Below are 25,168 nucleotides of genomic sequence, written 5' to 3'. Positions count from 1 at the left end.
CCTTTTGCGTTGCGGAACAGGGGGTTGAACGGGGTCTTTCCCCGGTCGGCAAAAATTCGCCAAGCCTTGCAACATTGATGTTTCAGCGCGTTGCAAAGAGTGAATTGAGCATCTGCGTCCCGCGCAATAGATGTGGCCCAGTTGAATTAAATGAGCCGATAATCGGCCTGAGGTAAGCACGTGCAGAATACGGTCAAAACTCCGGTTTCGTTCGATGGCGTCGGCCTGCATTCAGGTGCTTTCGCCCGTGTGACAATCCTGCCGGCGCCTGCGAACCGCGGCATCGTCTTCCGCCGGATCGATTGCGAACTGCGCCATTGCGAGATCCCGGCCCGCTGGGACATGGTGAACCAGTCGCCGCTCTGCACGCTGCTGGAAAACGCCGCGGGCGTGCGTGTCTCGACGGTCGAGCACATCATGGCGGCGCTGTCGGGCTGTGGCGTGCACAACGCGGTGATCGAGGTCAATGGCCCCGAGGTTCCGATCCTCGACGGAAGCTCTGCCCCCTTCGTGCATGGTATCCTGTCCACCGGGCTGCGCCGTCAGCACGCGCCGGTGCGGGCGCTGAAGGTTCTGAAACCCGTCGAAGTGAGAAAAGGCGACGCGTCGGCGCGGCTGGTGCCGCATGACACGCTGTTGCTGGAATTCGCGATCGAGTTCGAGGATGCCGCGATCGGGCGGCAGAAGAAGATCCTGAACATGTCGAACGGCAGTTTCGTGCGCGAATTGTCGACCGCGCGCACCTTCTGCCGCAAGGCGGATGTCGATGCGATGCAGGCCAACGGCCTCGCGCTTGGGGGCAATCCAGGCGAGAACGCCGTGGTGTTCGACGGCGACCGTGTCCTGAGCCCTGGCGGCTTGCGCCAGCCTGACGAGCCGGTGCGGCACAAAATGCTGGACGCGCTTGGCGACCTGGCGCTGGCGGGCCTGCCGATCCTCGGGCATTACATCGGCCTGCGGGCCGGCCACGCGATCACCAACGACCTGCTGCGCGCGCTTTTTGCCCGGCCCGATGCGTTCGAGATCGTGACCTGCGACGCCGAAACCGCCGCGCGTCTGCCCGGGGCGGGCGTGCATTGGGGCGAGATCTCTGAGGTTGCCTGACCACAGGCGCGGGCTTTGTGACGGGCAATCGGGTCTAAGGCGTTTTGCCGCGGAAAATTATGTGCTAGGACGCCCTTGGTAATGCGGATATGATCCTGCGAAATCAAGCGGCCTTAAGGCCTGAACACAAGTTTAGCACAGGCTTTTGGGGGTACGTGCGAGCATGACAGGCGGCAGAATCGGGATCGGTTTGGCAGCGGCCCTCGTGGCCTCGACGATGCTTGCGGGCTGCGGCGGCGTGAACTCGCGCATCGAACGCGGCGAGGTCGATTACGAACAGTTCACCGCAGAGCAGATCTTTGGCCGCGCCGAATATGACCTTGCGCGCGGCGATCCGGAACTGGCGGCCGAGCTTTTTGCCGAGGTCGAGCGGCTCTACCCCTATTCGGAATGGGCCAAGCGGGCCGTGATCATGCAGGCCTTCGCCTATCACAAGGACGAGGATTACGAGAACAGCCGGTCCGCCGCGCAGAGGTATCTCGATTTCTATCCCGCCGACGGCGACGCGGCCTATGCGCAATACCTGCTGGCACTCAGCTATTACGACCAGATCGACGAGGTGGGCCGCGACCAGGGCCTGACATTCCAGGCGCTGCAATCGCTGCGGCAGGTGATCGAACAGTATCCCGACAGCGAATACACCAGCTCGGCGATCCTGAAGTTCGACCTGGCTTTCGACCATCTGGCGGCCAAGGAAATGGAGATCGGGCGCTATTACCTGCGGCGCGATCACTTCACCTCGGCCATCAACCGCTTCCGCGTGGTGGTGGAGGATTTCCAGACCACGACCCACACCGCGGAGGCGCTGCACCGGCTGGTCGAGGCGTACCTGTCGCTGGGCCTGACGAACGAGGCGCGCACGGCGGGGGCGATCCTGGGCCACAACTTCAAGAGCACCGAATGGTACGAGGACAGCTACAAGCTGTTGACCGGGCAGGGGCTGACACTGGAAGCGGTGGGCGACAGCTGGCTGCGGCAGGTCTATCGTCAGACGATCCTCGGACGCTGGCTATAACCCGCGGGAGCCTTGAATGCTCCGTGCGCTGGAGATTCGCGACATTCTGATCATCGACCGGCTGGAGCTTGCGTTTCAGCCCGGGCTGAACGTGCTGACCGGCGAGACCGGGGCGGGCAAATCGATCCTGCTCGACTCGCTGGGCTTCGTGCTGGGATGGCGCGGCCGGGCCGAGCTGGTGCGGCAGGGGGCCGGGCAGGGCGAGGTGGTGGCCGAGTTCGACCTGCCGGAGGGGCACGCGGCACGGGCGGTTCTGGAAGAGGCGGGGCTGCCGGTGGAGGACACGCTGATCTTGCGGCGCGTGAACACCGGGGACGGGCGCAAGACCGCGTGGGTCAATGACCGGCGCTGTTCGGGGGATGTGCTGCGGGCGCTGTCGGACACGCTGGTGGAGTTGCACGGGCAGCATGACGACCGGGGCCTGCTGGACCCGAAGGGGCACCGCGACCTGCTCGATGAGTTCGGCGGGCTGGCGGGGCAGTGCGACAAGGTGCGCATCGCGTGGAAGGCGCGCAGCGCGGCGCGTAAGGCGTTGAACGAGGCCGAGACGAAGCTGGCCGAGATGCGCGCCGAGGAAGAGTTCCTGCGTCACGCGGTCGAGGAACTGGACGCGTTGTCGCCCCAACCGGGCGAGGAGGCGGAGCTGGATACCCGCCGCCGCCTGATGCAGCAATCCGAGCGCATCCGCGATGATATCGCCAGAGCGCAGGCGGCCCTGCGCGACGGGGCCGAGGGGCAGGCACAGGATGCGCTGCGCTGGCTGGAAGGGGCTGCCGACAAGGCCGAGGGCCGGCTGGAAGAGGCGCTGGCGGCGCTGTCGCGCGCGATGGTCGAGCTGGACGAGGCGGCAAGCGGGGTCGAGGACTGCCTTGAGGCGCTGACCTTCAACCCGCTGGAGCTGGAGGAAACCGAGGAACGGCTGTTCGCGATCCGGGCGCTGGCGCGCAAGCATGGCGTGGCGCCGGACGAGCTGGCCGGCTTTGCCGAGGACGTGCGGGCGCAGGTCGCACGTCTTGAACAGGGGGATGCGGACCTCAAGGCGTTGCAGGCGGCGGTTGCCGAGGCCGACGCGGCCTATGCCGACGCCGCCGGCGCGCTGAGCGACGCGCGCGCCAGGGCGGCGGGCAAGCTGGACAAGGCCGTGATGGCAGAGCTGGCCCCGCTGAAGATGGACCGCGCGGTCTTTGCCACCCAGGTGACCCAAACCGATCCGGGCGAGACCGGGCAGGACGCGGTGACCTTCACTGTGGCCACCAATCCCGGCGCGCCGGCAGGCCCCTTGGGCAAGATCGCCTCGGGCGGGGAGTTGAGCCGCTTCCTGCTGGCCCTCAAGGTCTGCCTGACCGGTGGGCAAAGCGGGCTCACGCTCATATTCGACGAGATCGACCGCGGCGTGGGCGGGGCCACCGCCGATGCGGTGGGCCGGCGGCTGGCGGGGCTGGCGTCGGACAATCAGGTGCTGGTGGTCACGCATTCGCCGCAGGTGGCCGCACGGGGCGCGCATCACTGGCGCGTCGAAAAGCGCGTCACCAAGGGGCAGACCCTGTCGACGGTCACGGCCCTCGATGCCCCCGCCCGCACCGACGAGATCGCACGGATGCTGTCGGGCGAGACCATCACCGAAGAGGCCCGCGCCGCCGCCGAAGCGCTTATGGCGGGCTGACCCACCCCTTTTCCTCTGGCCGGAAATATCCCTGGGGGGAGCGGTGAACCGCAGGTTCGCCGTGGGGGGCAGCCCCCCCCTCTCTGAGGCGTCACAGGCGCCGCGCCGTCAGTTCCGCGGCGGCACCAGCTTGCCGGGATTCATGATGTTGTCGGGATCGAGCGCCTGCTTGATCGTGCCCATGAGGCCCCAGGCGGGGCCGTGCTCGCGCTCCATGTAGCCCAGCTTGCCCACGCCGATGCCATGCTCGCCCGTCGCGGTGCCGCCCAGCGACAGGGCCAGCTCTACCAGGTGTTCCGAGGCGCTCAGCACGCGGGCCTTGTCGGCGGCATCTTCGGGGTCGAATTGCAGGATGGCGTGGAAATTGCCGTCGCCCACATGGCCGAGGATCGGCCCCTCGATGCCTTGGGCATCCAGGTGGCTGCGCGTTTCCTCGAGCGCGCGGGCAAGGTTCGAGATCGGCACGCAGATGTCCGTGACCAGCGCCTTGGTGCCGGGCCTGTGAGCGACGATGGCGTGGTAGGCGGCGTGGCGCATGGCCCAGAGCGCGGTGCGCTCCTCGGTCTTGCGGGCCCAGTCGAAGCCCTTGCCGCCGAACTCCTGCGCCAGCGCGCCGAAGGTTTCGGCCTGTTCGGCCACGCCTGCGTCCGAGCCGTGGAATTCCAGCAGCAGATGCGGGCAGACGGGCAGGGCGGCGCCGGAATAGGCATTTACCGCCTCGACGCTTTGCGTGTCCATCAACTCGATCCGGGCAAGCGGAAGGCCCATCTGCACGGAGGCCATGACTGCCTCGACCGCGTCGCCCACGGACTCGAAGGCGCAGACGGCCGCCGAGATCGCCTCGGGCGTGCCCTGCAGGCGCAAGGTGATCTCGGTAATGAGGCCCAGCGTGCCCTCGGAGCCCACGAACAGCGCCGTCAGGTCGTAGCCGGCAGAGGACTTGCGGGCGCGGGTGCCGGTGCGGATGACCTCGCCAGTGGCGGTGACCACTTCGAGCCCCAGCACGTTGTCGCGCATCGTGCCATAGCGCACGGCCGTGGTGCCGCTGGCGCGGGTCGAGGTCATGCCGCCGATCGAGGCATTGGCGCCGGGGTCGACCGGAAAGAAAAGGCCCGTGGCGCGCAGTTCCTCGTTCAGCGCCTCGCGGGTGAGCCCGGGCTGCACGCGCACGTCCATGTCGCCCTGCGAGACCTCGAGGATACGGTTCATGCGCTGGAAGTCGACGCAGATCCCGCCCGAGAAGGCCTGGGCCTGTCCTTCGAGCGAGGTGCCGGTGCCCCAGCCGATCACCGGCACGCCGTGGCGGGCGCAGGCCTGCACGATCCGGCGCACCTCGTCGGTGTTTTCGGGATAGGCCACGGCGTCGGGCGGGGCGTTCGCAAAATGCGTTTCGCTCCGACCATGCTCTTGCAGATCGGACTTGGACAGGCTGAGCCGTTGCCCTAAAACGGGCGATAACTCTGAAATGGCGTCCCTAATACCCATGTCGAACCCCCGCATTCCCCTAGAGCCGCACAGTATGCGAAGCGGTGCCTACAGGGAAGCGCCCTGCGCCACAAGGTTGGGGGCAAGCAGTTGACCGATACCGGGACAGCGCAGCACGGGGTCGGTCCGGGCCGGTTGCGACGCGGATCGCGACGGGCCAGGAGGGTCAGCCGGAACGCGTGGCGGGTGCTGCGCGACAAGGGGCCGAGCCAGTTCCAGTTCTGGCTGATCGCGCTCGGGATCGGCATTGCCGCGGGGTTTGCCGCGCTGTTCTTCCGCAAGGGCATCAATGCGTTGCAGCTTTTGCTGTACGGCTCTGAAGACCCGTCGCTGATGCACAGCTGGGTGTCGACCCTGCCGTGGTACTGGGTGTTGGTGATCCCGGTGGGCGGCGGGCTGGTGGTGGGAGCGATCCTGCACCGTTTCACGCCCGATGGCCGTGTGCGGTCGGTGGCCGACGTGATCGAAGGCGCGGCGCTGAACGAGGGCCGGGTGGAAACGCGGGCCGGCCTGGCCTCGGCGCTGGCGTCGATGATCACGCTGGGCACGGGCGGCTCTTCGGGGCGCGAAGGGCCGGTGGTGCACATGGCCGGCGTGATCTCGACCTGGGTCAGCAACCGGATCAATGCCAACGGGATCACCGGCCGCGACCTTTTGGGCTGTGCCGTGGCGGCGGCGGTGTCGGCGTCGTTCAATGCGCCCATCGCCGGCGCGCTCTTCGCGTTGGAGGTCGTGCTGCGGCACTTCGCGCTGCATGCCTTTGCGCCGATCGTCATCGCCTCGGTTGCGGGCACGGTCATCAACCGGCTGGAATTCGGTGACGTCACCGAGTTTGCCCTGCCCGTGGCCAGCATGCTGGAATTCTATGTGGAACTGCCCGCCTTCCTGATCCTGGGGCTGCTGTGCGGGATCGTGGCCTTTGCGTTGATTCGGGGGATCTTCTTTGCCGAGGGCTTTGCCGACCGGGTGCAGGCGCGCACGGGTCTGCCGCGCTGGCTGCGCCCCGCGGTGGCGGGGCTGATGCTGGGCGTGCTGGCGATCGGGTTTCCGCATATCATCGGCGTGGGGTACGAGACCACCTCGAAGGCGCTGACCGGCAAGCTTCTGTGGAACGAGGCGGTGGTGTTCTGCATCCTCAAGGTCATCGCGGTGGCGATCACCATCGGCGGGCGCATGGGCGGCGGGGTGTTTTCGCCTTCGCTGATGGTCGGCGCGCTGACCGGGCTGGCCTTTGGCCTGGTGGCGACGGCGCTCTTGCCGCAATGGTCGGGCGCGCCGACGCTTTACGCGTTGGCCGGGATGGGGGCGGTGGCCGCCGCGGTGCTGGGCGCGCCGATATCCACCACGCTGATCGTGTTCGAACTGACGGGCGACTGGCAGACCGGACTGGCGGTGATGGTGGCGGTGTCGATGTCCACCGCGCTGGCGTCGAAACTGGTGCGGCACTCGTTCTTCCTCACGCAGCTGGAGCGGCGGGGGGTGCGGCTGGCGGCCGGGCCCCATGCCTATCTGCTGACCATGTACCGTGCGGGGCGGGTGATGCGCGAGACCGGCGCCGAGCGGAGCGCGCGCGAGGACGCCTGCTGGGAGTTGATCGAGGACGGGGTCTATATCGACGCCAACGCGACGCTGGACGTGGCTATGCCGATCTTCGAGCGCACGGGCGTCGCGTTCATCCCGGTGGTCACCCTGACGGGCGAGGATTCCAAGCCCGAATTGCAGGGGGCGCTGTTCCACGTCGACGCGCTGAAGGCCTATAACCGCGCCCTGACGGCGGTTTCGGCGGAAGAGCATAGCTGAGGTCGGGTGCCTATTTGGGTCGCCTAAGCGCGATAGCGCTTCAAACGATGTTGATGTCGCGAAAAGCGTATGTACCCGGCGTGGCGTTTTCGATGGCCTCGCGAAACACATCATCGCAGAACCATACCGAGGTCGCCGCATCCCGAAGCAGGTGATGGCCCTCAAAACTCTCTTTGCGGACAAACATTTTGTTCAAGCTTCGCGAAGCTGGGGAAAATGGGTGTCCCATTTTAGGGTTCTTGACCTCTCGCACTTCGGTTTTGTCCAAGTCGATAACGGGCGCGGCGTTGTAGACATTGGCCACAAAGTAAAGCTCTGTTACTTCTGCATCGTCTTTCAAGGACCAGAGTTTCTTGATCGGCACGATCTGGCAGTTGCCTTCCGAATACATCTCGAACACGTCACAGATATGTCTGCGGGCGAACGGGGCGCCGGTGAAATGCGCCGACTTAAGTCGACCGATGGTATCGGGAGGGGAATCCATTTTTCCTAGGCTTAGAGCCCAGTGCGCATTTATCTTTGCCAGAATTTCTTGGGGAAAAGGTCCAAGCGGGGCTCGATCAGCGTCCGTTGCAAACCACCGTTCAAGATTACTTGCGGGTATTCGAGGTTTTGTCGTTTCCGACCAATTAACCCCCGCTACGACAGCATCAGTATGAGTTTGCAGCCAATAAATCGACATTCTAAGCTAACCCCTTCTCGCCCGCTCCCTTCGCCCCCGCCAAAAGCCGCTGCCGGAACACTGGGCTGCAAGAGAAACGTTGTCGAAAAGATGTCTGTCACAGTTGATACTCTGTTTGTAGAGTGATTTCTGGACGTGACTTCTTACATTGCAGGGCAAAGCGGTCAGATCATTGATGGCCTGGAAGCTTGAGAATAGTCGTGTGGCCTAGCGGACCAGTTGCGCTTTCATCCCCGGTTCGGGAAAGCAGGTGGCGGGCCGGCCGGTCGCCTTTTGCCAGCGGCCGATGGAGCGGCGGGTCTTGAAGCCGGGCAGCCCGTCGGCGCCGCCAACGTCGTGGCCCATGCCCTCGAGTGCGCGTTGCATGGCGGCGATGTCGGAGCGGTACATCTTGCCGACAGCCCCCCAGGGGGCCGCGAAATCACCGACGCCGTACTGGATGCGGTCGCCGACATGGCCGACATAAAGCGCATAGAGGTCGGACATGTTGTAGTCCTTGAGCACGTAGAAATTGGGTGTGACCACGAAGGCCGGACCGTTGCGCCCGGCGGGCATCATCAGGAAGCCTTCGCCGCTGCGTTCATGGGCGGGGAAGGGGCGGTTTGAGACGCGGGTGATGCCCATGGCTTCCCATTCCGCGATGGGGCGGCCCTGGTCGGGACCTTCGAGGGAACAGGAGACGGAGGCCGGTACGGTCACCTCGAAGCCCCAGTCGCGGCCCGCGACCCAGCCGTGGCGGGCGAGGTAGTTGGCGATCGAGGCCAGCGTGTCGGGGACCGAGCCCCAGATATCGGCGCGCCCGTCGCCGTCGCCGTCGGCGGCGTATTGCAGAAAGCTGGACGGCATGAATTGCGGCTGGCCGAGCGCGCCGGCCCAGGAGCTGCGCAAGGGGCCACTGGCGTGGCCGGCCTCGGCGATTTGCAGGGCGGCGATGAGTTCCTCGCGGAAATAGGCGGCGCGGGTGGCCATGAAACCCTTGGTGCCAAGGACCTCGAACACGTTGTGGGGGATTTTCGCCCGGCCATAGGCGCTTTCGCGGCCCCAGATGCCCAGCAGGATGCGACCGGGCACGCCGGTTTGTTTCTCGATCCGGGCGAGGGTGGATGCGTGGCGGCGGGCGAGATCGCGGCCGATGGCGGCGTCGCCCGAGACGCCGCGGAAATAGCGGCCCGGCGCGCCGAACTCGGACTGGGTCTGGCGTTTGGGCGTGGTGGCCTCGGACCCCGGCGGGACGAGGTCGGGCAGGTCCCAGTTGAGGCGGACGCCACTCATGGCCCGCTCGAACGTGGCGCGGGAGACGCCTTTGGCCCGGGCGGCGGGCCAGATGTCTTGTTCGAGCCAGCTGCGGAACTGCTGTTCTATGGCGGCGCGGTCTTGCGCCGAGGCGGGCAGGGCGAGGATCAAGAGCAGGAGGGCGAGGCGGATCATGGGGATGACGGTTTCATATCGTCCGTCCGGGCGCAAGATGCGGGGGCAGGCGGGATGAAATCCCGCCCTACACAAGGAGATAACGCATCCCGGATTTGATCCGGGATCTCGTTGCGGGAGAGATCCTCGGATCAAGCCGGAAGGTGACGGATGCGCGTTAACCCAAACTTACGCTCGCCGCGCTTTCGGGCAGTTCCTCGTCGAAGCAGCGCTGGTAGAATTCGGCCACGGTCTGGCGCTCCAGCTCGTCGCACTTGTTGAGGAACGTGAGGCGGAAGGCGTAGCCTACATCGCGGAAGATGCGGCTGTTCTGGGCCCAGTTGATGACGGTCCGGGGGCTCATGACGGTCGACAGGTCGCCGTTCATGAAAGCGGTCCGGGTAAGGTCGGCGACGGTGACCATCTGGCTGATCGTGCGGCGCCCGGCCTCGGTGTTCATCTGGGGGGTCTTGGCGATGACGATGGCGGTCTCGGCGTCGTGGCTGAGATAGTTCAGCGTGGCCACGAGCGACCAGCGGTCCATCTGTGCCTGGTTGATCTGTTGCACGCCGTGGTAGAGCCCCGTGGTGTCGCCCAGGCCCACGGTGTTGGCCGTGGCAAAGAGGCGGAAACAGGGGTGGGGCGTGATGATCTCGTTCTGGTCCAGCAGGGTCAGCTTGCCGTCATGTTCCAGCACGCGCTGGATGACGAACATCACGTCGGCGCGGCCCGCATCGTATTCGTCGAACACGATGGCGACGGGATTGCGCAGCGCCCAGGGCAGGATGCCCTCGTGGAACTCGGTCACCTGCACGCCTTCGCGCAGCTTGATCGCGTCCTTGCCGATCAGGTCGATCCGGCTGATGTGGCTGTCGAGGTTGACGCGCACGGCGGGCCAGTTGAGCCTTGCTGCGACCTGTTCGATATGGGTCGATTTGCCGGTGCCGTGATAGCCCTGTACCATGACGCGGCGGTTGTGGGAAAAGCCCGCGAGGATAGCCAGCGTCGTGTCGGGGTCGAACTTGTAGGTACTGTCGATGTCCGGCACGCGCTCGCTTTTGTCGGAGAATCCCTTGATGACCATGTCCGTGTCGATCCCGAAAACGTCGCGGACCGAAAGCTCCTCGGTCGGTTTCATGTCGTGATCCATGTTGCCGTCGGCCATCTGGCATGTCCTTCAATCGTCTGTTTTCCGCTCGCCCTTCCGTGCAACATATCGCCGGGAAGGGCAAGGGAAAGGGAAAGAATTACTGGCGCTCGCCATATGCCTGCCCTAGTTTCCGGTTTCGAAAGGAATGCGCGTTCCATGAAAGACCTCGACGCTATTGAACACCTTATCGGCCGGTGCGCCCTGAAGGACAGGAGCGCATTTTCCGATCTTTATTCCGCGACGTCTGCGAAACTATTCGGCGTGATCCTGCGTGTGTTGAACAACCGGGCCGAGGCCGAAGAGGTGTTGCAGGAGGTCTATGTCAAGATCTGGCGCAACGCCGATCGGTACAGCACGGGCGGGTTCAGCCCCATGACGTGGCTGATCACCATCGCGCGAAACGCGGCCATCGACATGCTGCGCAAGCGCAAGGGGACGGGCGAGCAGATGCCGGAGGGACTGGCTGAAGCGATGCCTGATTCCGCACCGGGGCCGGAGGCGCAGGCCGTGCAGGCCTCGGAGCGGAAAAAGTTGGACGGGTGCTTTGACGAGCTCGAGGCCGACCGCGCGCAGGCCGTGCGCGGGGCGTATCTTGACGGAGAGACCTATGCCGACCTGGCGGCGCGGTTTGACGTGCCGCTGAACACGATGCGAACCTGGCTGCGCCGCAGCCTGTTGAAACTGAGGGAGTGCCTGTCGCGATGAGCGGGGTGCCGGAAAAAGACGACGACGTGGTCCTGGCGGGTGAATACGCGCTGGGATTGCTGTCGGCCGAGGAGGCCGCGGCCTTCGAGGCGCGTCTTGGCGCCGAACCCGCGTTGCGCGCGCTTTACGTCCAATGGGCGGAAGATTTCGCCCTGCTGGCCGAGGAGATTCCGGAAGAGACCCCGCCGGCGCGGGTGAAGGCGACGCTGGACCGCCGCCTGTTCGCGGACGAACGTCCGGCGCGGCGCGGATTGTTCGGGTGGTTCGGACTGACAGGACTGGCCGCGGTGGCGCTGGTGGCGGCGCTCTTCTTCGTGGTGGACCTGCCTGGTACGGGCGTGCAGCCCCCCGAAAACCCGGTCTATCATGCCGATTTGCGGGCCGAAGGTGAGGAAGAGATCATCCTGGCGGCCGGCTATGACGCCACCACCCAGGAGATGTATGTCGAACGGCGCGGTATGCAGGACCGCCCCGACCGCGATATCGAGATGTGGCTGATCGCTGGGGAGAACCCGCCGGTGTCGCTGGGCGTGCTGCCCGACGATGAACGCATTCGTCTGCCGATGACGCCGGAACAGATCGAGGTGTTGCAGGGCAGCACCTTGGCAATTTCGGATGAACCCGAGGGCGGCTCGCCCACCGGGGCGCCGACGGGCGACATCCTGGCTACTGGTCCGCTCGAGGACGTCTGACAAAATTTCCGAAGACAGCTGAAACTTTCCGCACACCGCTTCCGTGACTGCGTGTGAGTTGGGCAAAAAGCCCGGCTTGAGTGCATTAAGTTAGGGAGTAGAGATATGTTTAACCTGAAATCCATGACCGCCGCCGCGGCCGTCGCGACCACCGCGACCGTTGCCCATGCCGACAATCCGATGGTCGGCGGCGCGGCGATGTATGCCGACAGGACGATCGTCGAGAACGCCGTGAACTCGGCCGATCACACCACCCTGGTCACTGCTGTAAAGGCTGCGGACCTCGTCGATACGCTGTCCGGTGACGGCCCGTTTACCGTGTTCGCGCCGACAAACGCCGCCTTTGGCGAGCTGCGGGAAGGTTCCGTCCAGGCTTTGCTGCAACCGGCGGCGAAGAAACAGCTGACCGAGATCCTGACCTGCCACGTGGTGTCGGCTGATGCGATGTCGACGGCGATCAGGGGCATGGTCGACGATGACGGTGGCGCGCACATGGTGCCGACCGTGGGCGGCTGCATGCTGAAGGCCACCTACCAGGGCAACACCATCATGCTGGAAGACGAGCGCGGCCGCGTGGCGAACGTGACCATCGCCGATGTCGAGCAGTCCAACGGCGTGATTCACGTGATCGACACGGTGATGCTGCCTGCCAGGCAGTAACAACCTCGCTAGCTGGGGAACGGGGGGCATCCGCCCCCCGTTGACGTCCGAACGACCACCTAAGGAGGATACGATGCAACGACGCAAATTCATTCTGTCGGCCCTCTCGGGGGGGACCATCCTGGCCGCTTTGCCGGGCTTTGCCGCGCCGGGATCGTTCGAGGTGACACGCACCGAGGCGGAGTGGCGCGAGATGTTGACCGATCTGGAATATGAGGTCATGCGCGAGGAAGGCACCGAACGCGCCTTCAGCAGCCCGCTGCACGATCTGTACGAACCGGGGACGTACCATTGCCGCGGTTGCGACCTGCCGCTTTATTCGTCCGAGACCAAGTATGACAGCAAGACCGGCTGGCCCAGTTTCTGGAAGGCGATGCCGAACGCCATCGGCACCAAGCCTGATCGTTCGCTCTTCGCGACGCGGACCGAATGCCATTGCCGCCGTTGCGGCAGCCACCTTGGGCATATCTTCGACGACGGGCCGCAGCCGACGGGCAAACGGCACTGTCTGAACGGCGTCAGCCTGACGTTCCGCGAAGCCTGAATTCCGGGCCCGAATGCGCGCCGGGGAGTTTCAGGGCCCGGAACGGTACGAGTGACCCGGCGCGCCCCTTCGATGGCATCTACTTGAAGTTGCGGCTCTGCTTGATCTGGTCCCAGGCCCAGACAACCTGTTGCAACTGCTCTTCCTGGCTGCGGTCGCCGCCGTTGATGTCGGGGTGCAGCACCTTGATCAGCGCCTTGTAGGCCTTGCGGATCTCGGCCTTGGAGGCGTGCTCGCTGGCCTCGAGAATCTCGATCGCGCGACGTTCGGTGGGGGGCAGCTTGCGCTGGCCGCCGCGGTTCTTGCCGGGGTTCTGCGTGGCATTGCCGCCCAGCACCTGATGCGGGTCCTCGATGCCGAGGCGCGCCCAGGCCCGGGCCTCGGGGTCGTTGAACGCCTTGGTCTTGCGCTCCCACACCTTGTCCGAGGACATCTGGGCATTCATCTCGGCCTCGGTGGTGCCGTTGAAGAAATTCCATTTCAGGTTGTACTCGCGCACATGCTCCTGGCAGAACCAGTAATAGTCGTCGAGCACATCGGGCGCCTTGGGGGCACGATAGACGCCCGGCTTGTCACAGCCATCGTGGTCGCAGATGCGCGTCGAGGTTTCGGACGCGCCCGACATGCCCCGCCGACCGCGCGGATTTTTCTTTTTCGCGGACGAAACGGACATGTCGAAACCAAACGGATCGGATTTAGCCATTGGCATTCCCTTTGCGACTCGAGGCCAAGAGTGTATGTGATTGCGCGGCAAATTGAAGAGGAAAGATCGGGAATTTCCCCGCTTGCTTCGATCTGCCTCGCCCGGGTTACTCGCGCGGTTTGTCGGGGTCTTGGGGCAGGTCGGGTTCGTCGTCCCCGGTGTCGGTGTCGTCGATGCTATCCTCTTGCGAGGACTGAATTTGTTCTGCCTCGCCTTCGGTCTCCAGCGTCTCTTCCTCATATTCGTCCCAGGGCAGCGGCGGCGGGCTGTCGACGCCTTCAAGCTCCAGTGGGCGGCGGAATACCAGCATGCTGCGATAGACCGTCTGCGACGAGGTCAGGCCCTGGCGCTCTTCGCTGGGCAGGATGTCGGCGCGCAGGTATTCCCAGCCCTCGAGCGCCAGTTCGTTGATCACCGTTTCGAGCCCGTGGGCGAAACGGCCCTCGGCGCCCTTGACGCCGGGGCCCTTGCGGCCCTTGGCGGGGGCGGGGATGACCTTGTACTCGTATTTCTGGATCACGGGGAAACCTCCGAAAATTGGCAGGACATCGTAACGTTCCTGAGCCCGGGTGCAACATCAAACCTGAGGGGGCGGCGGTCAAGCGCCGGACCAGAGATCCTCGTAGACCTGTGCAATAATCCCGGCTTCTTGCGCGACGCTGAAATGGGTGCAGGCAATGTCGCGGGCGGCGTGCGACATGGCAGCGTGGCGATCGGGGTCTGACAGGAGGGCGGCCAGCGCGTCGGCGACCTGGCCCGGGTCATCGGGGACGATGATGCCGGTCTGACCCTGGCTGGAAAAGCTGCGGTAATAGCCCGTGTCGGTGGCGACGAACGGCACGCCCGAGGCCATGCCCTCGAGCGGGGTCATGCCGTAGCCTTCGTAGCGGGGCAGCTGGACGATGGCGGAAAGTGACCGTGTGAGCGCGGGCAGGGCGTCGGGCGCGACCTCGCCGGGAAAGAGGATGCGATCGGTGAGGCCGGCGGCGGCGATCTGTGCCTTGAGCTTGTCGAGGAAGGGCTGGTCGGACCTGGCGGCGCGGCCGATGACAAGAGCGGTGAGGCCGGGTCGTTGTGGCAAGAGGCGCAGCATGGTGGCGACGAAGCGGTCGGTGCCTTTCTCGGGCCGGATGCGGCCGATGGTGGCAACGCCATGCGTGCCGGGATAGCCGGTGGCGGCCCATGCGGCGGCTCGGTCGGGGGCAGGCGTGAAACGGGCGGTGTCGACGCCGTGGGGCGCGACGGCGCGGACATGGGGGACAAAGCCGGCAGCGGCCTCGGTCGTGGCGATGACGGCATCCATGCGCGAGATCAGCCAGCGGGGGAAGGCCGAATGCCGCCGGATCGCGGCGGACGTAAAGACGATGCGGATGGGGCGGCGCAGCACGTCGCGGACCCAGAGGGCCGCGCGCATTTCGGGATTGCGGCGGACGTGCCAGATGGTGAAGGGGCGAGCCGGTGGCGGGGTTTTCGACAGGGCCGCGGCCTGCGCCCTGGTGATCGGGTCGGGGCAGCCGGGCAGGCGGTGGCCCGCGAGCGCGAGGTCGTATTGGTCGACCTGGCAGCGCACGACGCTGGCGGCGGTCGAGGACACGCCGGTGAAATTGCGGTTGAAATTGGTGACGATGAGGTCCGGCACGCGGATCGGCTTTCCTTGAGGCTCGGGGATCGTGCTAGCGCAGGCCGAGCGCCTTGGAAAGGGTGGCAGCAAAGTCGTCCAGCACATCGGCCTGCGTGGCGGCGAAAGTGCGGGTGCGGTCGCGCAGGGCGTCGAGTGCGGCGGGGTCGTCCAGATAGGTGGTCAGCTTGGCACCGAGGTCATCGGAGTCGGCCACTTCGATACAGGCGTCTCTGGCCTGCATCTGGGCGTAAGCCTCGGCAAAGTTGGCGTAGCGGGGCCCGTGCAACACGGCAGAGCCGGCATGGGCGGGCTCGAACGGGTTGTGGCCGCCGACGTCGGAGAACGTGCCACAGACACAGGTGAGCGGGCTGAGGGCGTACCACAGGCCCATCTCGCCCAGCGTGTCGGCGAGGTAGACGCGGGTCTGTCCGGTGATGGTCATGCCCGTGGAGCGGCGGGCGCCTTCGAAGCGGTGCTCGGCGATGAGGCGCTCGATATCGTGGGCGCGTTCGGGATGGCGCGGCACGAGGATCAGGAGCGCGTCGGCGTTGCCGCCGGTCATGGCGCGGTGCGCCTTGAGAACGACCTCGTCCTCGCCCGGATGGGTGGAGGCGGCAAGCCAGACCGGGCGGCCGGCGATGATCGCCTGCATCCGGTTCAACTCTTCGCGGTTATAGGGCAAAGCGCCGGCGACGGATTTGAGGTTGAGCCCCGGCTCTGCCTGGGCAAGGCCGAGGTCGCGCAGGTGGTTTGCGGTGCGCTCGTCCTGGCAATGGATCAGGCGGAAATGGTTCATGAGATGTCGCGCGGTGCGGGGAAACCTCTTCCAGTTGCGGGCGGAGGTGTCGGAGATGCGGGCGTTGACCAGCGCCAGCGGGACGCCGGCCTGGTGGGTGAGGCGCAGCATCTGGGGCCAGAGCTCGCTTTCGACGAAAACCGCGGCCGAGGGGCGCCAGTGGTCGAGGAAGCGGGTCACGACGCGGCGGGAATCAAGTGGTGCGAACTGATGCGTGGTGCGCGGCGGCAGACGGTTGCCGACGATCTGGGCCGAGGTGGCGGTGCCGGAGGTTATGAGGAAGGACAGGCCGGTATGGGTTTCGCCCAACTGCTCGATCAGGCGCAGGACCGAGAGGCTTTCGCCGACCGAGGCCGCGTGGAACCACAGCAAATCGCCCTCGGGCCGCGGCGCGGTGGCGTGGCCCAACCTTTCGGTCAGGCGGTTTGCCGGAATACCCTGCCGCGACAGGTTTTCCGAGACGCGGCGATAGGCCAGCCGCTCAAGCAGATTGGCCGCCACGCCGTAAAGACGCACGGGCAGGGGCGCGGCAGTGTGGGGCATCAGCCGCCGGTGTGGCTCATGTGGCGGGAGACGCGCCCGTCCACTGTCTGGCGGGAGTAGTCGAAATCGTGGCCCTTGGGCTTGCGGGTGATGGCCTCGCGGATGGCGGCCTCGAGCGGGGCGTCATCGTTCGGCGTGTTGCGCAGGGGCGGGCGCAGGTCGGCCATGTCTTCCTGGCCGAGGCACATGTAAAGCTCGCCGGTGCAGGTCAGGCGCACGCGGTTGCAGCTTTCGCAGAAGTTGTGGGTGAGCGGCGTGATGAAGCCGATCTTCTGGCCGGTTTCTTCCAGCCGCACATAGCGGGCGGGGCCGCCGGTACGCTCGGTCAGTTCGGTCAGGGTGTATTGCTCTGCCAGGGTGCGGCGCAGGTCGGACAGCTTCCAGTACTGGTCCAGCCGGTCCTCGTTGCCGATATCGCCCATCGGCATGACCTCGATAAAGGTCAGGTCCATGTCGCGGGATTTGCACCATTCGACGATGTCGAAAAGCTCGTCCTCGTTGAAGCCCTTGAGGGCGACGACATTTATTTTGATGCGCAGGCCCGCCGCCTGGGCCGCGTCGATGCCCTTGAGCACCTGCGGCAGGCGGCCCCAGCGGGTGATGTCGGCGAATTTCTTCTCGTCCAGCGTGTCGAGCGACACGTTTACCCGGCGGACACCCGCAGCATAGAGGTCTTCGCTGAACCGGGCGAGTTGCGAGCCGTTGGTGGTGAGCGTGAGTTCCTTGAGGTCGCCGCTGTCGAGGTGGCGTTTCATGCCGTGGAAGAAATGCATGATGTTGCGCCGCACCAGCGGTTCGCCGCCGGTGATCCGCAGCTTTTCCACGCCCAGGCGCACGAAGGTCGAGCACATGCGGTCAAGCTCTTCCAGCGTCAGAAGTTCCTTCTTGGGCAGGAAGGTCATGTTCTCCGACATGCAGTAGACGCAGCGAAAATCGCAGCGGTCGGTGACGGAGACGCGCAGGTAGGAGATCGCGCGCTGGAACGGGTCTATCAAAGGTGCGGTCATGAGGCAGAACGTATGCAAACCGCCCATGAACGGCAAGGGGCATCTTGGGAATTGATGCCGGGGCGCAGGGGCCATAAGGTGAGCGTATGAAACGATTTGTAAGCCTTTTTGCCTTCGCCGCCGTCCTGACGGGCTGTGATATGTTGCCCACAATGCAGCAGCAGGCGCCGCCGCCGGATCCCGCGCCCGAGAGCGCCGAGGCCGAAGCGGAGGTGCAGACCGCGGGTATCGCCCCGCCGGCCAATGCGCAGACCGCCGATCAGTTCGACACCACCACCGAAGAAGAACGTACGGCGGCGGTCGAAGAGGCGCAGGGCGGTGGCGGCGACAGGGACCTTGGCACCACGGTCGCGTCGCTGGGCGCAGTGGCCGAGCCGGGCATCTGGATGAAGACCCCGCTGGTCTCGGCCCCCGGCAAGGGCCGGGTGGAGTATCCCGCGAAGGGAACCACCGTGGCTGTGGACCTGATCCCACTGGACGGGGAGGCGGGATCGGGCAGCCAGATGTCGCTGGCGGCGATGCGGCTGTTGGAAGCGGATTTGACGGGGTTGCCCGAGGTAAGGGTTTTCGCGACAGGCGAGTGAACCCTGCCGCTGAAACTACAGCAGCTTTTCGGCTTCCTTTCGGGCGAAGGGCTTCATGTGGCGGCCGTTCTCGGCCATGAAGGCGCGGACGCGGTCCGGGTCATGCTTGGACAGGTCCCGCAGCCACCATGCGACGGATTTCTGAATGAACCACTCGCTGTCCTGCACGTAGGCCGCGGCCCAGGCCAGCACGCGTTCGCGCGCTTCGGCCTCAGTCGGTCTGAGATTGTTGATCTTGGCCAGAGGCAGGGTGACGACCATCGCGGCGCGGCGGATCCAGTGGCTGTCGGAGGTGGTCCAGGTCTCGACCTCGTCCATGCGGGTGAGATCGGCCATGATCCGCCTTTTGCCCGGCCGTCATGGCGTGGTCGGCGATGGCCCAGCTGTCGAGGTCGGGCAGCCACGCGGTGATCAGCGCCCAGACGGCATCGTCGGGCGTGATCCGGGCTTGCGTCAGCAGCTTGGCGGCGGCGAGGCGGGCCTCGAAGATGTTCGTGCGCCAGAGCGCGTCGGCCAGCGCCACACGTTCCTCGACGCCAAGCGCGCGGCGCCATTCGGTCGTGAGGTCATTGATCGCCGGGTTGGGCACACCGAGATAGTCGCGCGGCACCTTGTGATAGTCGGCCATCCCTTCGGCCCGGCCGGGTTCGGCATGGGCGCGAAGCTGGTCCAGGGCGTTTTCGAGCGTCATTCCACGGTCACGGACTTTGCGAGGTTGCGCGGCTGGTCCACGTCGGTGCCCTTGGCGACGGCGGTGTGGTAGGCCAGAAGCTGGGCCGGAATGGCGTAGAGAATGGGTGACAGCACCGGGTCGACCTGTGGCAAGACCAGCGTCATCCAGGTGTCGTCGGCGGCCGCCTCGGCGCCGGGGGCGTCGGTGATCAGCATCACCTTGCCGCCGCGGGCCATGACCTCCTGCATGTTGGACACCGTCTTGTCGAACAGCCCGTCGCGCGGGGCCATGACGATCACCGGCATCTTCTTGTCGATGAGCGCGATGGGTCCGTGTTTCAACTCGCCCGAGGCATAGGCCTCGGCGTGGATGTAGCTGATTTCCTTGAGTTTCAAAGCGCCTTCGAGGGCCAGCGGATACATCAGGCCGCGCCCGAGGAAGAGCGCGTTGTCGGCCGTTGCCAAGCGATTGGCGGCCTTGTGGAAATCGGCGTTCAGTTCCAGCGTGTTGTTGATGGTCGAGGGCAGGCCGCGCAGGTGCGACAGCAGGTCCGAGATGCGCGCAGGATCAAGCGTTTCGCGGTCGGACGCGGCCTTGATCGCCATCAGCAAGAGCACGGTCAGCTGGCAGGTGAAGGCCTTGGTGGAGGCCACGCCGATTTCGACGCCCGCATGGATCGGCAGGGCAAGGTCGCTTTCGCGGGCGATGGAGCTTTCGGGGACGTTGATGATCGACAGGATCTTGGCCGCGCGCCCTTCGCAGAAACGCAGGGCGGCGAGCGTGTCGGCGGTTTCGCCCGACTGGCTGACGAAAATGGCGCCGGTCCTGGCGGGGATCGGCGGCTCGCGGTACCGGAACTCGGACGCGATATCGACATCGACGGGCAGGCCGGCCAGTTGCTCGAACCAGTATTTCGCGGTCAGGCAGGCGTAATAGGCGGTGCCGCAGGCCACCATGGTCAGGCGGTCGTACTGGGTGAAGTCGAGTTCCGGCTGCGGCAGGGTAAGGCCGTTTCCGGCCTCGGACAGATAATGGCGCAGGGTGTCGCCGATCACCGCGGGCTGTTCGGCGATTTCCTTGGCCATGAAGTGCTTGTGCCCGCCCTTGTCGACATGGGTGCTGTCGATCTGGATGGTACGGACGGCGCGGTTGGCGCGGTTGCCGTGGGTGTCGATGATATCGAGCGTGGTGCGGGTGACGACGGCGATGTCGCCCTCCTCGAGATAGGTGATGCGGTCGGTGAGGGGGGCGAGCGCGATGGCGTCGGAGCCCACGTACATCTCGCCGTCGCCATGGCCGATGGCCAGCGGGCTGCCCTTGCGGGCGGCGACGATCAGGTCGTCCTCGCCATCGAACAGGAACCCGAGCGCGTAGGCGCCTTCCAGCCGGGCGATGGCGGATTTGGCGGCCTCGACAGGGGTCTGGCCTTGCTGCATCAGGTGATGGACCAGCATGGCGACGGTCTCGGTGTCGGTGTCGGTCTCGTGCGCAAGGCCGGCGGCGGCCAGTTCGCTGCGCAGTTCGCGGAAGTTCTCGATGATGCCGTTGTGGACCACCGCCACCGGCCCGGCCTTGTGCGGGTGGGCGTTGACGGTGTTGGGTGCACCATGCGTGGCCCAGCGGGTGTGACCGATGCCGGACTTGCCGCGCAGGGGCTCGTGGACCAGCAGGTCAGACAGGTTCACCAGCTTGCCGACGGCGCGGCGGCGGTCCAGCCGCTTGCCGTTGATGGTCGCGATTCCGGCGCTGTCATAGCCGCGATATTCAAGGCGTTTCAGCGCCTCGACGAGGATGGGCGCGGCTTCGTGCTTGCCGAGGACCCCTACAATTCCACACATTATCCTGCCTCTTTCGCTTGCTTGGCCCGTCTGGACTTTAGCATTTCGAACAATTTGCGCGCCATGCCCGGCTTGTTGGCCTGCGGGCTGCGGGCGATGGCGAGCGCGCCTTCGGGCACGTCGCTGGTGATGACCGAGCCGGAGCCTGTCATCGATTCGTCGCCCAGTTTCACCGGCGCGACCAGCATGGTGTTGGAGCCCACGAAGACCCGCGCGCCGATCTCGGTGCGGTGCTTCATCACGCCGTCGTAGTTGCAGGTGATGGTGCCCGCGCCGATGTTGCTGGCCTCGCCCACCGAGGCGTCGCCGATATAGCTGAGGTGATTGACCTTGGCGCCTTCGCCGATGAGGGCGTTCTTGACCTCGACGAAATTGCCGATGCGGGTGTCCTCGGCCAGTTCCGCGCCGGGGCGCAGGCGGGCATAGGGGCCGACGATGGCGCCGCGCGAGACGTGGCAGCCTTCGAGATGCGAGAAAGCGCGGATCGTGGCGCCGGATTCGACGGTGACGCCGGGGCCGAAGACCACGTTGGGTTCGACGATCGTGTCGCGGCCCAGCACGGTGTCATAGGCGAAATGGACGGTCTCGGGGGCCGTCAGCGTGATGCCGTCATCGAGCGCCGCAGCGCGGGCGCGGGCCTGAAAGGCGGCCTCGGCCACGGCCAGTTCGGCGCGGGAATTGATGCCCATCGTCTCGGCCTCGGCGCAGGCGATGGCGGTGGCCGAGAGGCCCCGGTCGTGGGCGATGCCGACGATGTCGGTGAGGTAGTATTCGCCCGCCGCGTTGTCTTTGGTGACGGCGCGAATGAGGTCGAACAGCATCGGCGCGGAGGCGGCGATGACGCCGGAATTGCAGAAGGTGATGGCGCGGGTGCTGTCGTCGGCGTCCTTGAATTCGACAATTTTTTCAAGGCGGTCGCCGGACATGACCAGACGGCCATAGCGTCCCGGATCGGCAGTGTCGAACCCCAGGACCACCACGTCGTGCCGGGTGCGGGCCTCGACCATGCGGTGCAGCGTCTCCTCGGAGATGAAGGGCGTGTCGCCGTAGAGGACGATGGCGTCGCCCTCGTAGCCCGCGAGCGCGGCCTCGGCTTGCGCAACGGCGTGGGCGGTGCCGTCCTGGGTGGCCTGATGCGCGGTCAGGATGTCCGGGTCATAGTCGGTCGCCGCCGCCGCGACGGCCTCGGACCCGTGGCCGGTGACCACGACGGTGCGATCGGGGGACAGGGCCGACCCGGCCCGCAGGGCGTGGACCAGCATCGGCGCACCGGCGATCTGGTGCAGCACCTTGGGCAGGTCCGATTTCATGCGGGTGCCCTGGCCCGCGGCCAGGACGATCAGGCTTATGCTCATATGGTTTCTCTTTCCTTCCTGACGCGCCCGTTTTATCCGGTTGCGCAAGCCGTGCAAGGCTGGGCCGTATCAAAGATGATTGCGGGATGTGACAGGGGCGGGCGGAATTGTGCCGACCGTTGCAGGATGACAAGAGGGGGCGAAGTATGGGTGATGGTCCGGGCACGGTGGTGTTCGATCTGGACGGGACGCTGGCGGATACGAGCGGCGACCTGATCGCGGCAGCCAATGCCTGTTTCCGGAGGATGGGCGTCGGCGATCTGCTGGACCCCGTGGCGGATGCGGGCACCGCGCTGCGCGGGGGGCGGGCGATGCTGACGCTTGGCATGAAGCGGCTGGGGCGGGCAGATGATTTTGACGAGATCGACCGGCAATATCCAATTCTTCTGGAGGCTTACGGCGAGGCGATCGACACGCACACGGTGTTCTATCCCGGTGCGATGGACGCGGTGGAGACCCTGCGGCTGGCCGGGCATCCGGTGGCGATCTGCACCAACAAGCCCGAGGCGCTGGCGCTGAAGCTGATGACGTCCCTGGGCGTGCTGGACCGCTTTGGCGCGTTGGTGGGGGCCGACACGCTGGCCGTGCGCAAGCCCGATCCCGAGCCGTTGCGCGAGGTGGTGCGGCGGGTGGGCGGCGATCCGGGCCGCTGCCTGCTGGTGGGGGACTCGGTAACGGACCGCGAGACGTCGAAGGCGGCCAAGGTGCCGTCGGTGCTGGTGACGTTCGGGCCGGGCGACGAGGATGTGCGGGCGCTGGAGCCCGAGGCGACGATCGACCATTTCGACGAGTTGCCCGAGGTAGTGCGCAGGCTCTTCGCCTGAAACCCGGTTTCGGGAAAGCGAAATGCCGCTTTTCGGCAGGTGCTTCGCGATTGACCTGCGCCGCGCGGAACCGCAATAAATGCCCATGACCGAGGTTTTCACACGCAGTTTCACCCAGCAGGAGCCGATCCCAGAAGAGGGGATTCGTGCCGCGATGGAGGTGATGCAGAGCGGGCGGCTGCACCGCTATAACCTGGCGCCCGGCGAGCTGGGCGAGGTTGGTCTGCTGGAGCAGGAATTCGCGGCCTACACGGGCGCGAAATACGCGCTGGCCGTCGCCTCGGGCGGGTACGCGATGGCCACGGCGCTGCGGGCGCTGGACGTGCAGCCTGGCGAGAGGGTGTTAACCAATGCTTTCACCCTCGCGCCGGTGCCGGGGGCGATTGCCAGTGTCGGTGCGGTGCCGGTTTTCGTCGGCGTGACCGAGAGCCTGACCATCGACCTTGAAGATCTGGTTAACAAGGCGGGCGAGGCGCGCATCCTGATGCTGAGCCACATGCGCGGACATCTGTGCGACATGGACCGGGTGGTGGAGATCGCCTGCGCGCATGACCTGACCATCGTGGAGGATTGCGCCCACACGATGGGGGCGGCGTGGAACGGGGTTCCGTCGGGGCGGCACGGGTTGATCGGGTGCTATTCGACGCAGACCTACAAGCACATGAATTCGGGCGAGGGCGGCCTGCTTGTGACGGACGACCCAAGCGTCATGGCGAAGGCCGCGATACTGTCGGGGTCCTATATGCTGTATGGCCGGCACGGGACGGTGCCGCCGGAGGAGGAATTCGAGAAGGTAAAGTACGACACGCCCAATGTCTCGGGCCGGATGGACCACCTGCGCGCGGCGATTTTACGCCCGCAACTCAAGGCGTTGGACGACCAATGCGCCAAGTGGAACGCGCGGTATCGCGTGGTCGAGGAGGGCCTGCTGGGCACGCCCGGACTGACGTTGGTGGAGCGGCCGGAGGCGGAGACCTATGTTGGCTCTTCGATCCAGTTCCTGTTGCTGGACTGGAGCGACGGGGCCATCGCGGAGGTGGTCGAACGGTGCGCGAAACGGGGCGTGGAACTGAAGTGGTTCGGGGGCGCGGAGCCGGTGGGGTTCACCAGCCGCTACGACAGCTGGCGCTATGCGCAGAGCATGCCGATGCCCGCAAGCGACAGGGTGCTGAAAGGCATTCTGGACATGCGCCTGCCGCTGACCTTCACCCTGGACGATTGCGCGCTGATCGCGCGAATCATCCGGGCGGAAGTGGGGGCGGTGCAACAGGCCGCTGCGTCCTGAGCCGACAAGGTTAACGGCGAATCCGAGGGCAGTTCCGGACGTCGGTATCACGTCGGTATCCGGGTGGCGGCGCGTCGGTGCGATTGTCAGACGTTGGCGGGATTAACGGAACGCACGCGGTTAATGCACCGTGCGGTCGTCCGGCCTTGCTGCCGGCCTGGCTTGGTGGGTCATTTCTGTGAAATATCTGTTGGAATCGGGACCGTGGAGATCGAAACCTTGGCCGAGCCTTGCGACAGTTCGCGACCGTGCGAAATGTAGACCAGCGTGTTGCGGTCGGCATCGAGGATGCGTTTCACGCGCAGGGTCTTGAAGATGATCGAGCGGCTGGCGCGGAACACATCCTCGCCGTCTTCGGAGCGGTCGATGTCGCCGATCGTGATCGGGCCGGTCTGCTGGCATTCGATGGCGCTGTTCGAGGGGTCCTCGAACCAATTGCCGTTGGCAAGACGGTCGATGAACCCACGCTCGAAATAGGCGAGGTGGCAGGTGACGCCCTGCACGTCGGGGTCCTCGATCGCCTCGACGATGATGTCGTTGCCGGCCCAGTCGACGCCGATCTCGCCCACCTGCTCGGCGCGGGCGGGCGAGATCATGGGAATCGTCAGCGCGGCGATCCCGAGAAGCGCGAGGCGCATCAGAACGTGACCGTGCCGTGGGTGCCCACGTCGGGCTTGTCGTTCTGGAGCGAGGCGCGGGCGAACTCGAAGAGCGACTTGGCATTGCCGTCGGTGGCCCAGACGGCGGCCTTTTTCGGGCGCATGGACACAAGCACGATGTCGTCGTCCTGACGACCGTCCTCGAACCATACGGCGGCCATGGGCGACCAGATCTCGTCCAGCTTGGCCTCGCTGGTTTCGACTGACAGCGCGCCGTCGATATCGGCGTAGAGCTGCGCATCGGGGCAGGCGGCGATGAACTTGCAGGTCTCGCCCTTGGCCGCGGCATCGGCGATGTCGGTGCCCTTGGCGGTCACGAACCAGATCGCGTTGTCCTCGTCGGTGATGCTGGGGGCCATGGGGCGGGGCGGGG

At 65.7% G+C, this 25,168-nt stretch carries 24 protein-coding genes and 1 pseudogene; 11 read left to right on the top strand and 14 right to left on the bottom strand.

The window, feature by feature from the left end; all coding sequences use genetic code 11:
* The first annotated feature begins 180 nt into the window (after positions 1–180).
* From lpxC to recN, 3 genes are all read left to right on the top strand, one after another.
* On the top strand, positions 181–1,104 hold the full coding sequence (gene lpxC, locus RBB31_RS17960) for a UDP-3-O-acyl-N-acetylglucosamine deacetylase (protein ID WP_306130632.1): 924 nt from the start codon (positions 181–183) through the stop codon (positions 1,102–1,104).
* Positions 1,105–1,267: 163 nt separating this feature from the next.
* Positions 1,268–2,119, top strand: a complete 852-nt coding sequence (locus RBB31_RS17955) for an outer membrane protein assembly factor BamD (RefSeq protein WP_306130631.1) — start codon at positions 1,268–1,270, stop codon at positions 2,117–2,119.
* A gap of 16 nt (positions 2,120–2,135) precedes the next feature.
* Complete coding sequence (gene recN / locus RBB31_RS17950; protein WP_306130630.1) at positions 2,136–3,782, top strand: DNA repair protein RecN; 1,647 nt, start codon at positions 2,136–2,138, stop codon at positions 3,780–3,782.
* Between the two features lie 108 nt (positions 3,783–3,890).
* On the opposite strand, the gene RBB31_RS17945 is transcribed toward recN, so the two are convergent.
* Positions 3,891–5,267 (bottom strand): FAD-binding oxidoreductase, encoded by a 1,377-nt coding sequence (locus RBB31_RS17945; protein ID WP_306130629.1) that lies wholly within the window; start codon positions 5,265–5,267, stop codon positions 3,891–3,893.
* A 135-nt stretch (positions 5,268–5,402) separates the two neighbouring features.
* Here RBB31_RS17945 and RBB31_RS17940 point away from each other — a divergent pair, with 135 nt between their 5' ends.
* On the top strand, positions 5,403–7,067 hold the full coding sequence (locus tag RBB31_RS17940; RefSeq protein WP_306130685.1) for a chloride channel protein: 1,665 nt from the start codon (positions 5,403–5,405) through the stop codon (positions 7,065–7,067).
* 40 nt (positions 7,068–7,107) lie between these two features.
* Here RBB31_RS17940 and RBB31_RS17935 read toward each other — a convergent pair whose 3' ends face one another.
* The 3 genes from RBB31_RS17935 to cobS all read right to left on the bottom strand — a co-directional run bounded on the left by RBB31_RS17935 (position 7,108) and on the right by cobS (position 10,321).
* Positions 7,108–7,749: an imm11 family protein gene (locus RBB31_RS17935; protein ID WP_306130628.1), complete on the bottom strand. Its 642-nt coding sequence runs from the start codon at positions 7,747–7,749 to the stop codon at positions 7,108–7,110.
* A gap of 207 nt (positions 7,750–7,956) precedes the next feature.
* Positions 7,957–9,177, bottom strand: coding sequence for a lytic murein transglycosylase (locus tag RBB31_RS17930; RefSeq protein ID WP_306130627.1), 1,221 nt, complete (start codon positions 9,175–9,177; stop codon positions 7,957–7,959).
* Positions 9,178–9,334: 157 nt separating this feature from the next.
* Positions 9,335–10,321, bottom strand: coding sequence for a cobaltochelatase subunit CobS (gene cobS / locus RBB31_RS17925; RefSeq protein ID WP_306130626.1), 987 nt, complete (start codon positions 10,319–10,321; stop codon positions 9,335–9,337).
* A 141-nt stretch (positions 10,322–10,462) separates the two neighbouring features.
* Here cobS and RBB31_RS17920 point away from each other — a divergent pair, with 141 nt between their 5' ends.
* From RBB31_RS17920 to msrB, 4 genes are all read left to right on the top strand, one after another.
* The gene (locus RBB31_RS17920; RefSeq protein WP_306130625.1) at positions 10,463–11,011 is read left to right on the top strand and encodes a sigma-70 family RNA polymerase sigma factor; all 549 of its coding nucleotides are present in this window, start codon (positions 10,463–10,465) and stop codon (positions 11,009–11,011) included.
* The gene (locus RBB31_RS17915; protein ID WP_306130624.1) at positions 11,008–11,703 is read left to right on the top strand and encodes an anti-sigma factor domain-containing protein; all 696 of its coding nucleotides are present in this window, start codon (positions 11,008–11,010) and stop codon (positions 11,701–11,703) included. Before RBB31_RS17920 ends, RBB31_RS17915 begins: the two co-directional genes overlap by 4 nt.
* Positions 11,704–11,808: 105 nt before the next feature.
* Positions 11,809–12,363 (top strand): fasciclin domain-containing protein, encoded by a 555-nt coding sequence (locus tag RBB31_RS17910; protein WP_306130623.1) that lies wholly within the window; start codon positions 11,809–11,811, stop codon positions 12,361–12,363.
* 73 nt (positions 12,364–12,436) lie between these two features.
* On the top strand, positions 12,437–12,907 hold the full coding sequence (gene msrB, locus RBB31_RS17905) for a peptide-methionine (R)-S-oxide reductase MsrB (protein WP_306130622.1): 471 nt from the start codon (positions 12,437–12,439) through the stop codon (positions 12,905–12,907).
* Positions 12,908–12,986: 79 nt separating this feature from the next.
* On the opposite strand, the gene RBB31_RS17900 is transcribed toward msrB, so the two are convergent.
* The 5 genes from RBB31_RS17900 to moaA form a co-directional block, all read right to left on the bottom strand.
* The gene (locus RBB31_RS17900) at positions 12,987–13,610 is read right to left on the bottom strand and encodes a DnaJ domain-containing protein (RefSeq protein ID WP_306130621.1); all 624 of its coding nucleotides are present in this window, start codon (positions 13,608–13,610) and stop codon (positions 12,987–12,989) included.
* A 106-nt stretch (positions 13,611–13,716) separates the two neighbouring features.
* Positions 13,717–14,130 (bottom strand): DUF4177 domain-containing protein, encoded by a 414-nt coding sequence (locus tag RBB31_RS17895; RefSeq protein ID WP_371931344.1) that lies wholly within the window; start codon positions 14,128–14,130, stop codon positions 13,717–13,719.
* A 78-nt stretch (positions 14,131–14,208) separates the two neighbouring features.
* On the bottom strand, positions 14,209–15,249 hold the full coding sequence (locus RBB31_RS17890) for a glycosyltransferase family 4 protein (protein WP_306130620.1): 1,041 nt from the start codon (positions 15,247–15,249) through the stop codon (positions 14,209–14,211).
* A 34-nt stretch (positions 15,250–15,283) separates the two neighbouring features.
* Entirely contained in the window at positions 15,284–16,570 is a 1,287-nt protein-coding gene (locus RBB31_RS17885; protein ID WP_306130619.1) for a 3-deoxy-D-manno-octulosonic acid transferase, read from the bottom strand.
* Positions 16,570–17,577, bottom strand: coding sequence for a GTP 3',8-cyclase MoaA (gene moaA, locus RBB31_RS17880; RefSeq protein ID WP_306130618.1), 1,008 nt, complete (start codon positions 17,575–17,577; stop codon positions 16,570–16,572). Before moaA ends, RBB31_RS17885 begins: the two co-directional genes overlap by 1 nt.
* Before the next feature lie 86 nt (positions 17,578–17,663).
* Between moaA and RBB31_RS17875 the strand changes: the two genes are divergently transcribed.
* Positions 17,664–18,161 (top strand): hypothetical protein, encoded by a 498-nt coding sequence (locus RBB31_RS17875; protein WP_306130617.1) that lies wholly within the window; start codon positions 17,664–17,666, stop codon positions 18,159–18,161.
* Positions 18,162–18,176: 15 nt separating this feature from the next.
* Here the strand turns inward: RBB31_RS17875 and RBB31_RS17870 are convergent.
* The 3 genes and pseudogenes from RBB31_RS17870 to glmU form a co-directional block, all read right to left on the bottom strand.
* A pseudogene (locus RBB31_RS17870) lies at positions 18,177–18,852 on the bottom strand (DNA alkylation repair protein).
* On the bottom strand, positions 18,849–20,672 hold the full coding sequence (glmS, locus tag RBB31_RS17865) for a glutamine--fructose-6-phosphate transaminase (isomerizing) (RefSeq protein WP_306130616.1): 1,824 nt from the start codon (positions 20,670–20,672) through the stop codon (positions 18,849–18,851). Before glmS ends, RBB31_RS17870 begins: the two are co-directional and overlap by 4 nt.
* On the bottom strand, positions 20,672–22,027 hold the full coding sequence (glmU, locus tag RBB31_RS17860) for a bifunctional UDP-N-acetylglucosamine diphosphorylase/glucosamine-1-phosphate N-acetyltransferase GlmU (protein WP_306130615.1): 1,356 nt from the start codon (positions 22,025–22,027) through the stop codon (positions 20,672–20,674). The genes glmS and glmU overlap by 1 nt, the downstream gene beginning before the upstream one ends.
* Before the next feature lie 146 nt (positions 22,028–22,173).
* Between glmU and RBB31_RS17855 the strand changes: the two genes are divergently transcribed.
* Together RBB31_RS17855 and RBB31_RS17850 are read left to right on the top strand one after the other, a co-directional pair.
* The gene (locus tag RBB31_RS17855) at positions 22,174–22,851 is read left to right on the top strand and encodes an HAD-IA family hydrolase (protein WP_306130614.1); all 678 of its coding nucleotides are present in this window, start codon (positions 22,174–22,176) and stop codon (positions 22,849–22,851) included.
* A gap of 85 nt (positions 22,852–22,936) precedes the next feature.
* Positions 22,937–24,136 carry a DegT/DnrJ/EryC1/StrS aminotransferase family protein gene (locus RBB31_RS17850; RefSeq protein WP_306130613.1) on the top strand — a complete coding sequence of 400 codons (1,200 nt, stop codon included), beginning with the start codon at positions 22,937–22,939 and terminating at the stop codon, positions 24,134–24,136.
* Positions 24,137–24,306: 170 nt separating this feature from the next.
* Here the strand turns inward: RBB31_RS17850 and RBB31_RS17845 are convergent, their stop codons facing one another.
* Both RBB31_RS17845 and RBB31_RS17840 read right to left on the bottom strand, forming a co-directional pair.
* A complete protein-coding gene (locus RBB31_RS17845) occupies positions 24,307–24,774 on the bottom strand; it encodes a CreA family protein (protein ID WP_306130612.1) in 468 nt (155 codons plus the stop codon).
* Positions 24,774–25,168: pyridoxamine 5'-phosphate oxidase family protein (locus RBB31_RS17840; RefSeq protein WP_306130611.1), on the bottom strand; the 395-nt coding region annotated here is incomplete at its 5' end. The genes RBB31_RS17840 and RBB31_RS17845, both read right to left, overlap by 1 nt.

The sequence above is a fragment of the Roseovarius sp. MMSF_3350 genome (assembly GCF_030733425.1).
Taxonomy (GTDB): Bacteria; Pseudomonadota; Alphaproteobacteria; order Rhodobacterales; family Rhodobacteraceae; genus Roseovarius.
The sequence above is the reverse complement of the archived record's forward strand: the minus strand, read 5'-3'. Positions and strand labels throughout refer to the sequence as shown.

Bases quoted from the DNA above. Each gene is read 5' to 3' on its own strand.
- RBB31_RS17955 (WP_306130631.1), top strand. From the start codon at position 1,268: ATGACAGGCGGCAGAATCGGGATCGGTTTGGCAGCGGCCCTCGTGGCC.
- recN (WP_306130630.1), top strand. From the start codon at position 2,136: ATGCTCCGTGCGCTGGAGATTCGCGACATTCTGATCATCGACCGGCTG.
- RBB31_RS17945 (WP_306130629.1), bottom strand. From the start codon at position 5,267: ATGGGTATTAGGGACGCCATTTCAGAGTTATCGCCCGTTTTAGGGCAA.
- RBB31_RS17935 (WP_306130628.1), bottom strand. From the start codon at position 7,749: ATGTCGATTTATTGGCTGCAAACTCATACTGATGCTGTCGTAGCGGGG.
- RBB31_RS17930 (WP_306130627.1), bottom strand. From the start codon at position 9,177: ATGATCCGCCTCGCCCTCCTGCTCTTGATCCTCGCCCTGCCCGCCTCG.
- cobS (WP_306130626.1), bottom strand. From the start codon at position 10,321: ATGGCCGACGGCAACATGGATCACGACATGAAACCGACCGAGGAGCTT.
- RBB31_RS17920 (WP_306130625.1), top strand. From the start codon at position 10,463: ATGAAAGACCTCGACGCTATTGAACACCTTATCGGCCGGTGCGCCCTG.
- RBB31_RS17915 (WP_306130624.1), top strand. From the start codon at position 11,008: ATGAGCGGGGTGCCGGAAAAAGACGACGACGTGGTCCTGGCGGGTGAA.
- RBB31_RS17910 (WP_306130623.1), top strand. From the start codon at position 11,809: ATGTTTAACCTGAAATCCATGACCGCCGCCGCGGCCGTCGCGACCACC.
- msrB (WP_306130622.1), top strand. From the start codon at position 12,437: ATGCAACGACGCAAATTCATTCTGTCGGCCCTCTCGGGGGGGACCATC.
- RBB31_RS17900 (WP_306130621.1), bottom strand. From the start codon at position 13,610: ATGGCTAAATCCGATCCGTTTGGTTTCGACATGTCCGTTTCGTCCGCG.
- RBB31_RS17885 (WP_306130619.1), bottom strand. From the start codon at position 16,570: ATGCCCCACACTGCCGCGCCCCTGCCCGTGCGTCTTTACGGCGTGGCG.
- moaA (WP_306130618.1), bottom strand. From the start codon at position 17,577: ATGACCGCACCTTTGATAGACCCGTTCCAGCGCGCGATCTCCTACCTG.
- RBB31_RS17875 (WP_306130617.1), top strand. From the start codon at position 17,664: ATGAAACGATTTGTAAGCCTTTTTGCCTTCGCCGCCGTCCTGACGGGC.
- glmS (WP_306130616.1), bottom strand. From the start codon at position 20,672: ATGTGTGGAATTGTAGGGGTCCTCGGCAAGCACGAAGCCGCGCCCATC.
- glmU (WP_306130615.1), bottom strand. From the start codon at position 22,027: ATGAGCATAAGCCTGATCGTCCTGGCCGCGGGCCAGGGCACCCGCATG.
- RBB31_RS17855 (WP_306130614.1), top strand. From the start codon at position 22,174: ATGGGTGATGGTCCGGGCACGGTGGTGTTCGATCTGGACGGGACGCTG.
- RBB31_RS17850 (WP_306130613.1), top strand. From the start codon at position 22,937: ATGACCGAGGTTTTCACACGCAGTTTCACCCAGCAGGAGCCGATCCCA.
- RBB31_RS17845 (WP_306130612.1), bottom strand. From the start codon at position 24,774: ATGCGCCTCGCGCTTCTCGGGATCGCCGCGCTGACGATTCCCATGATC.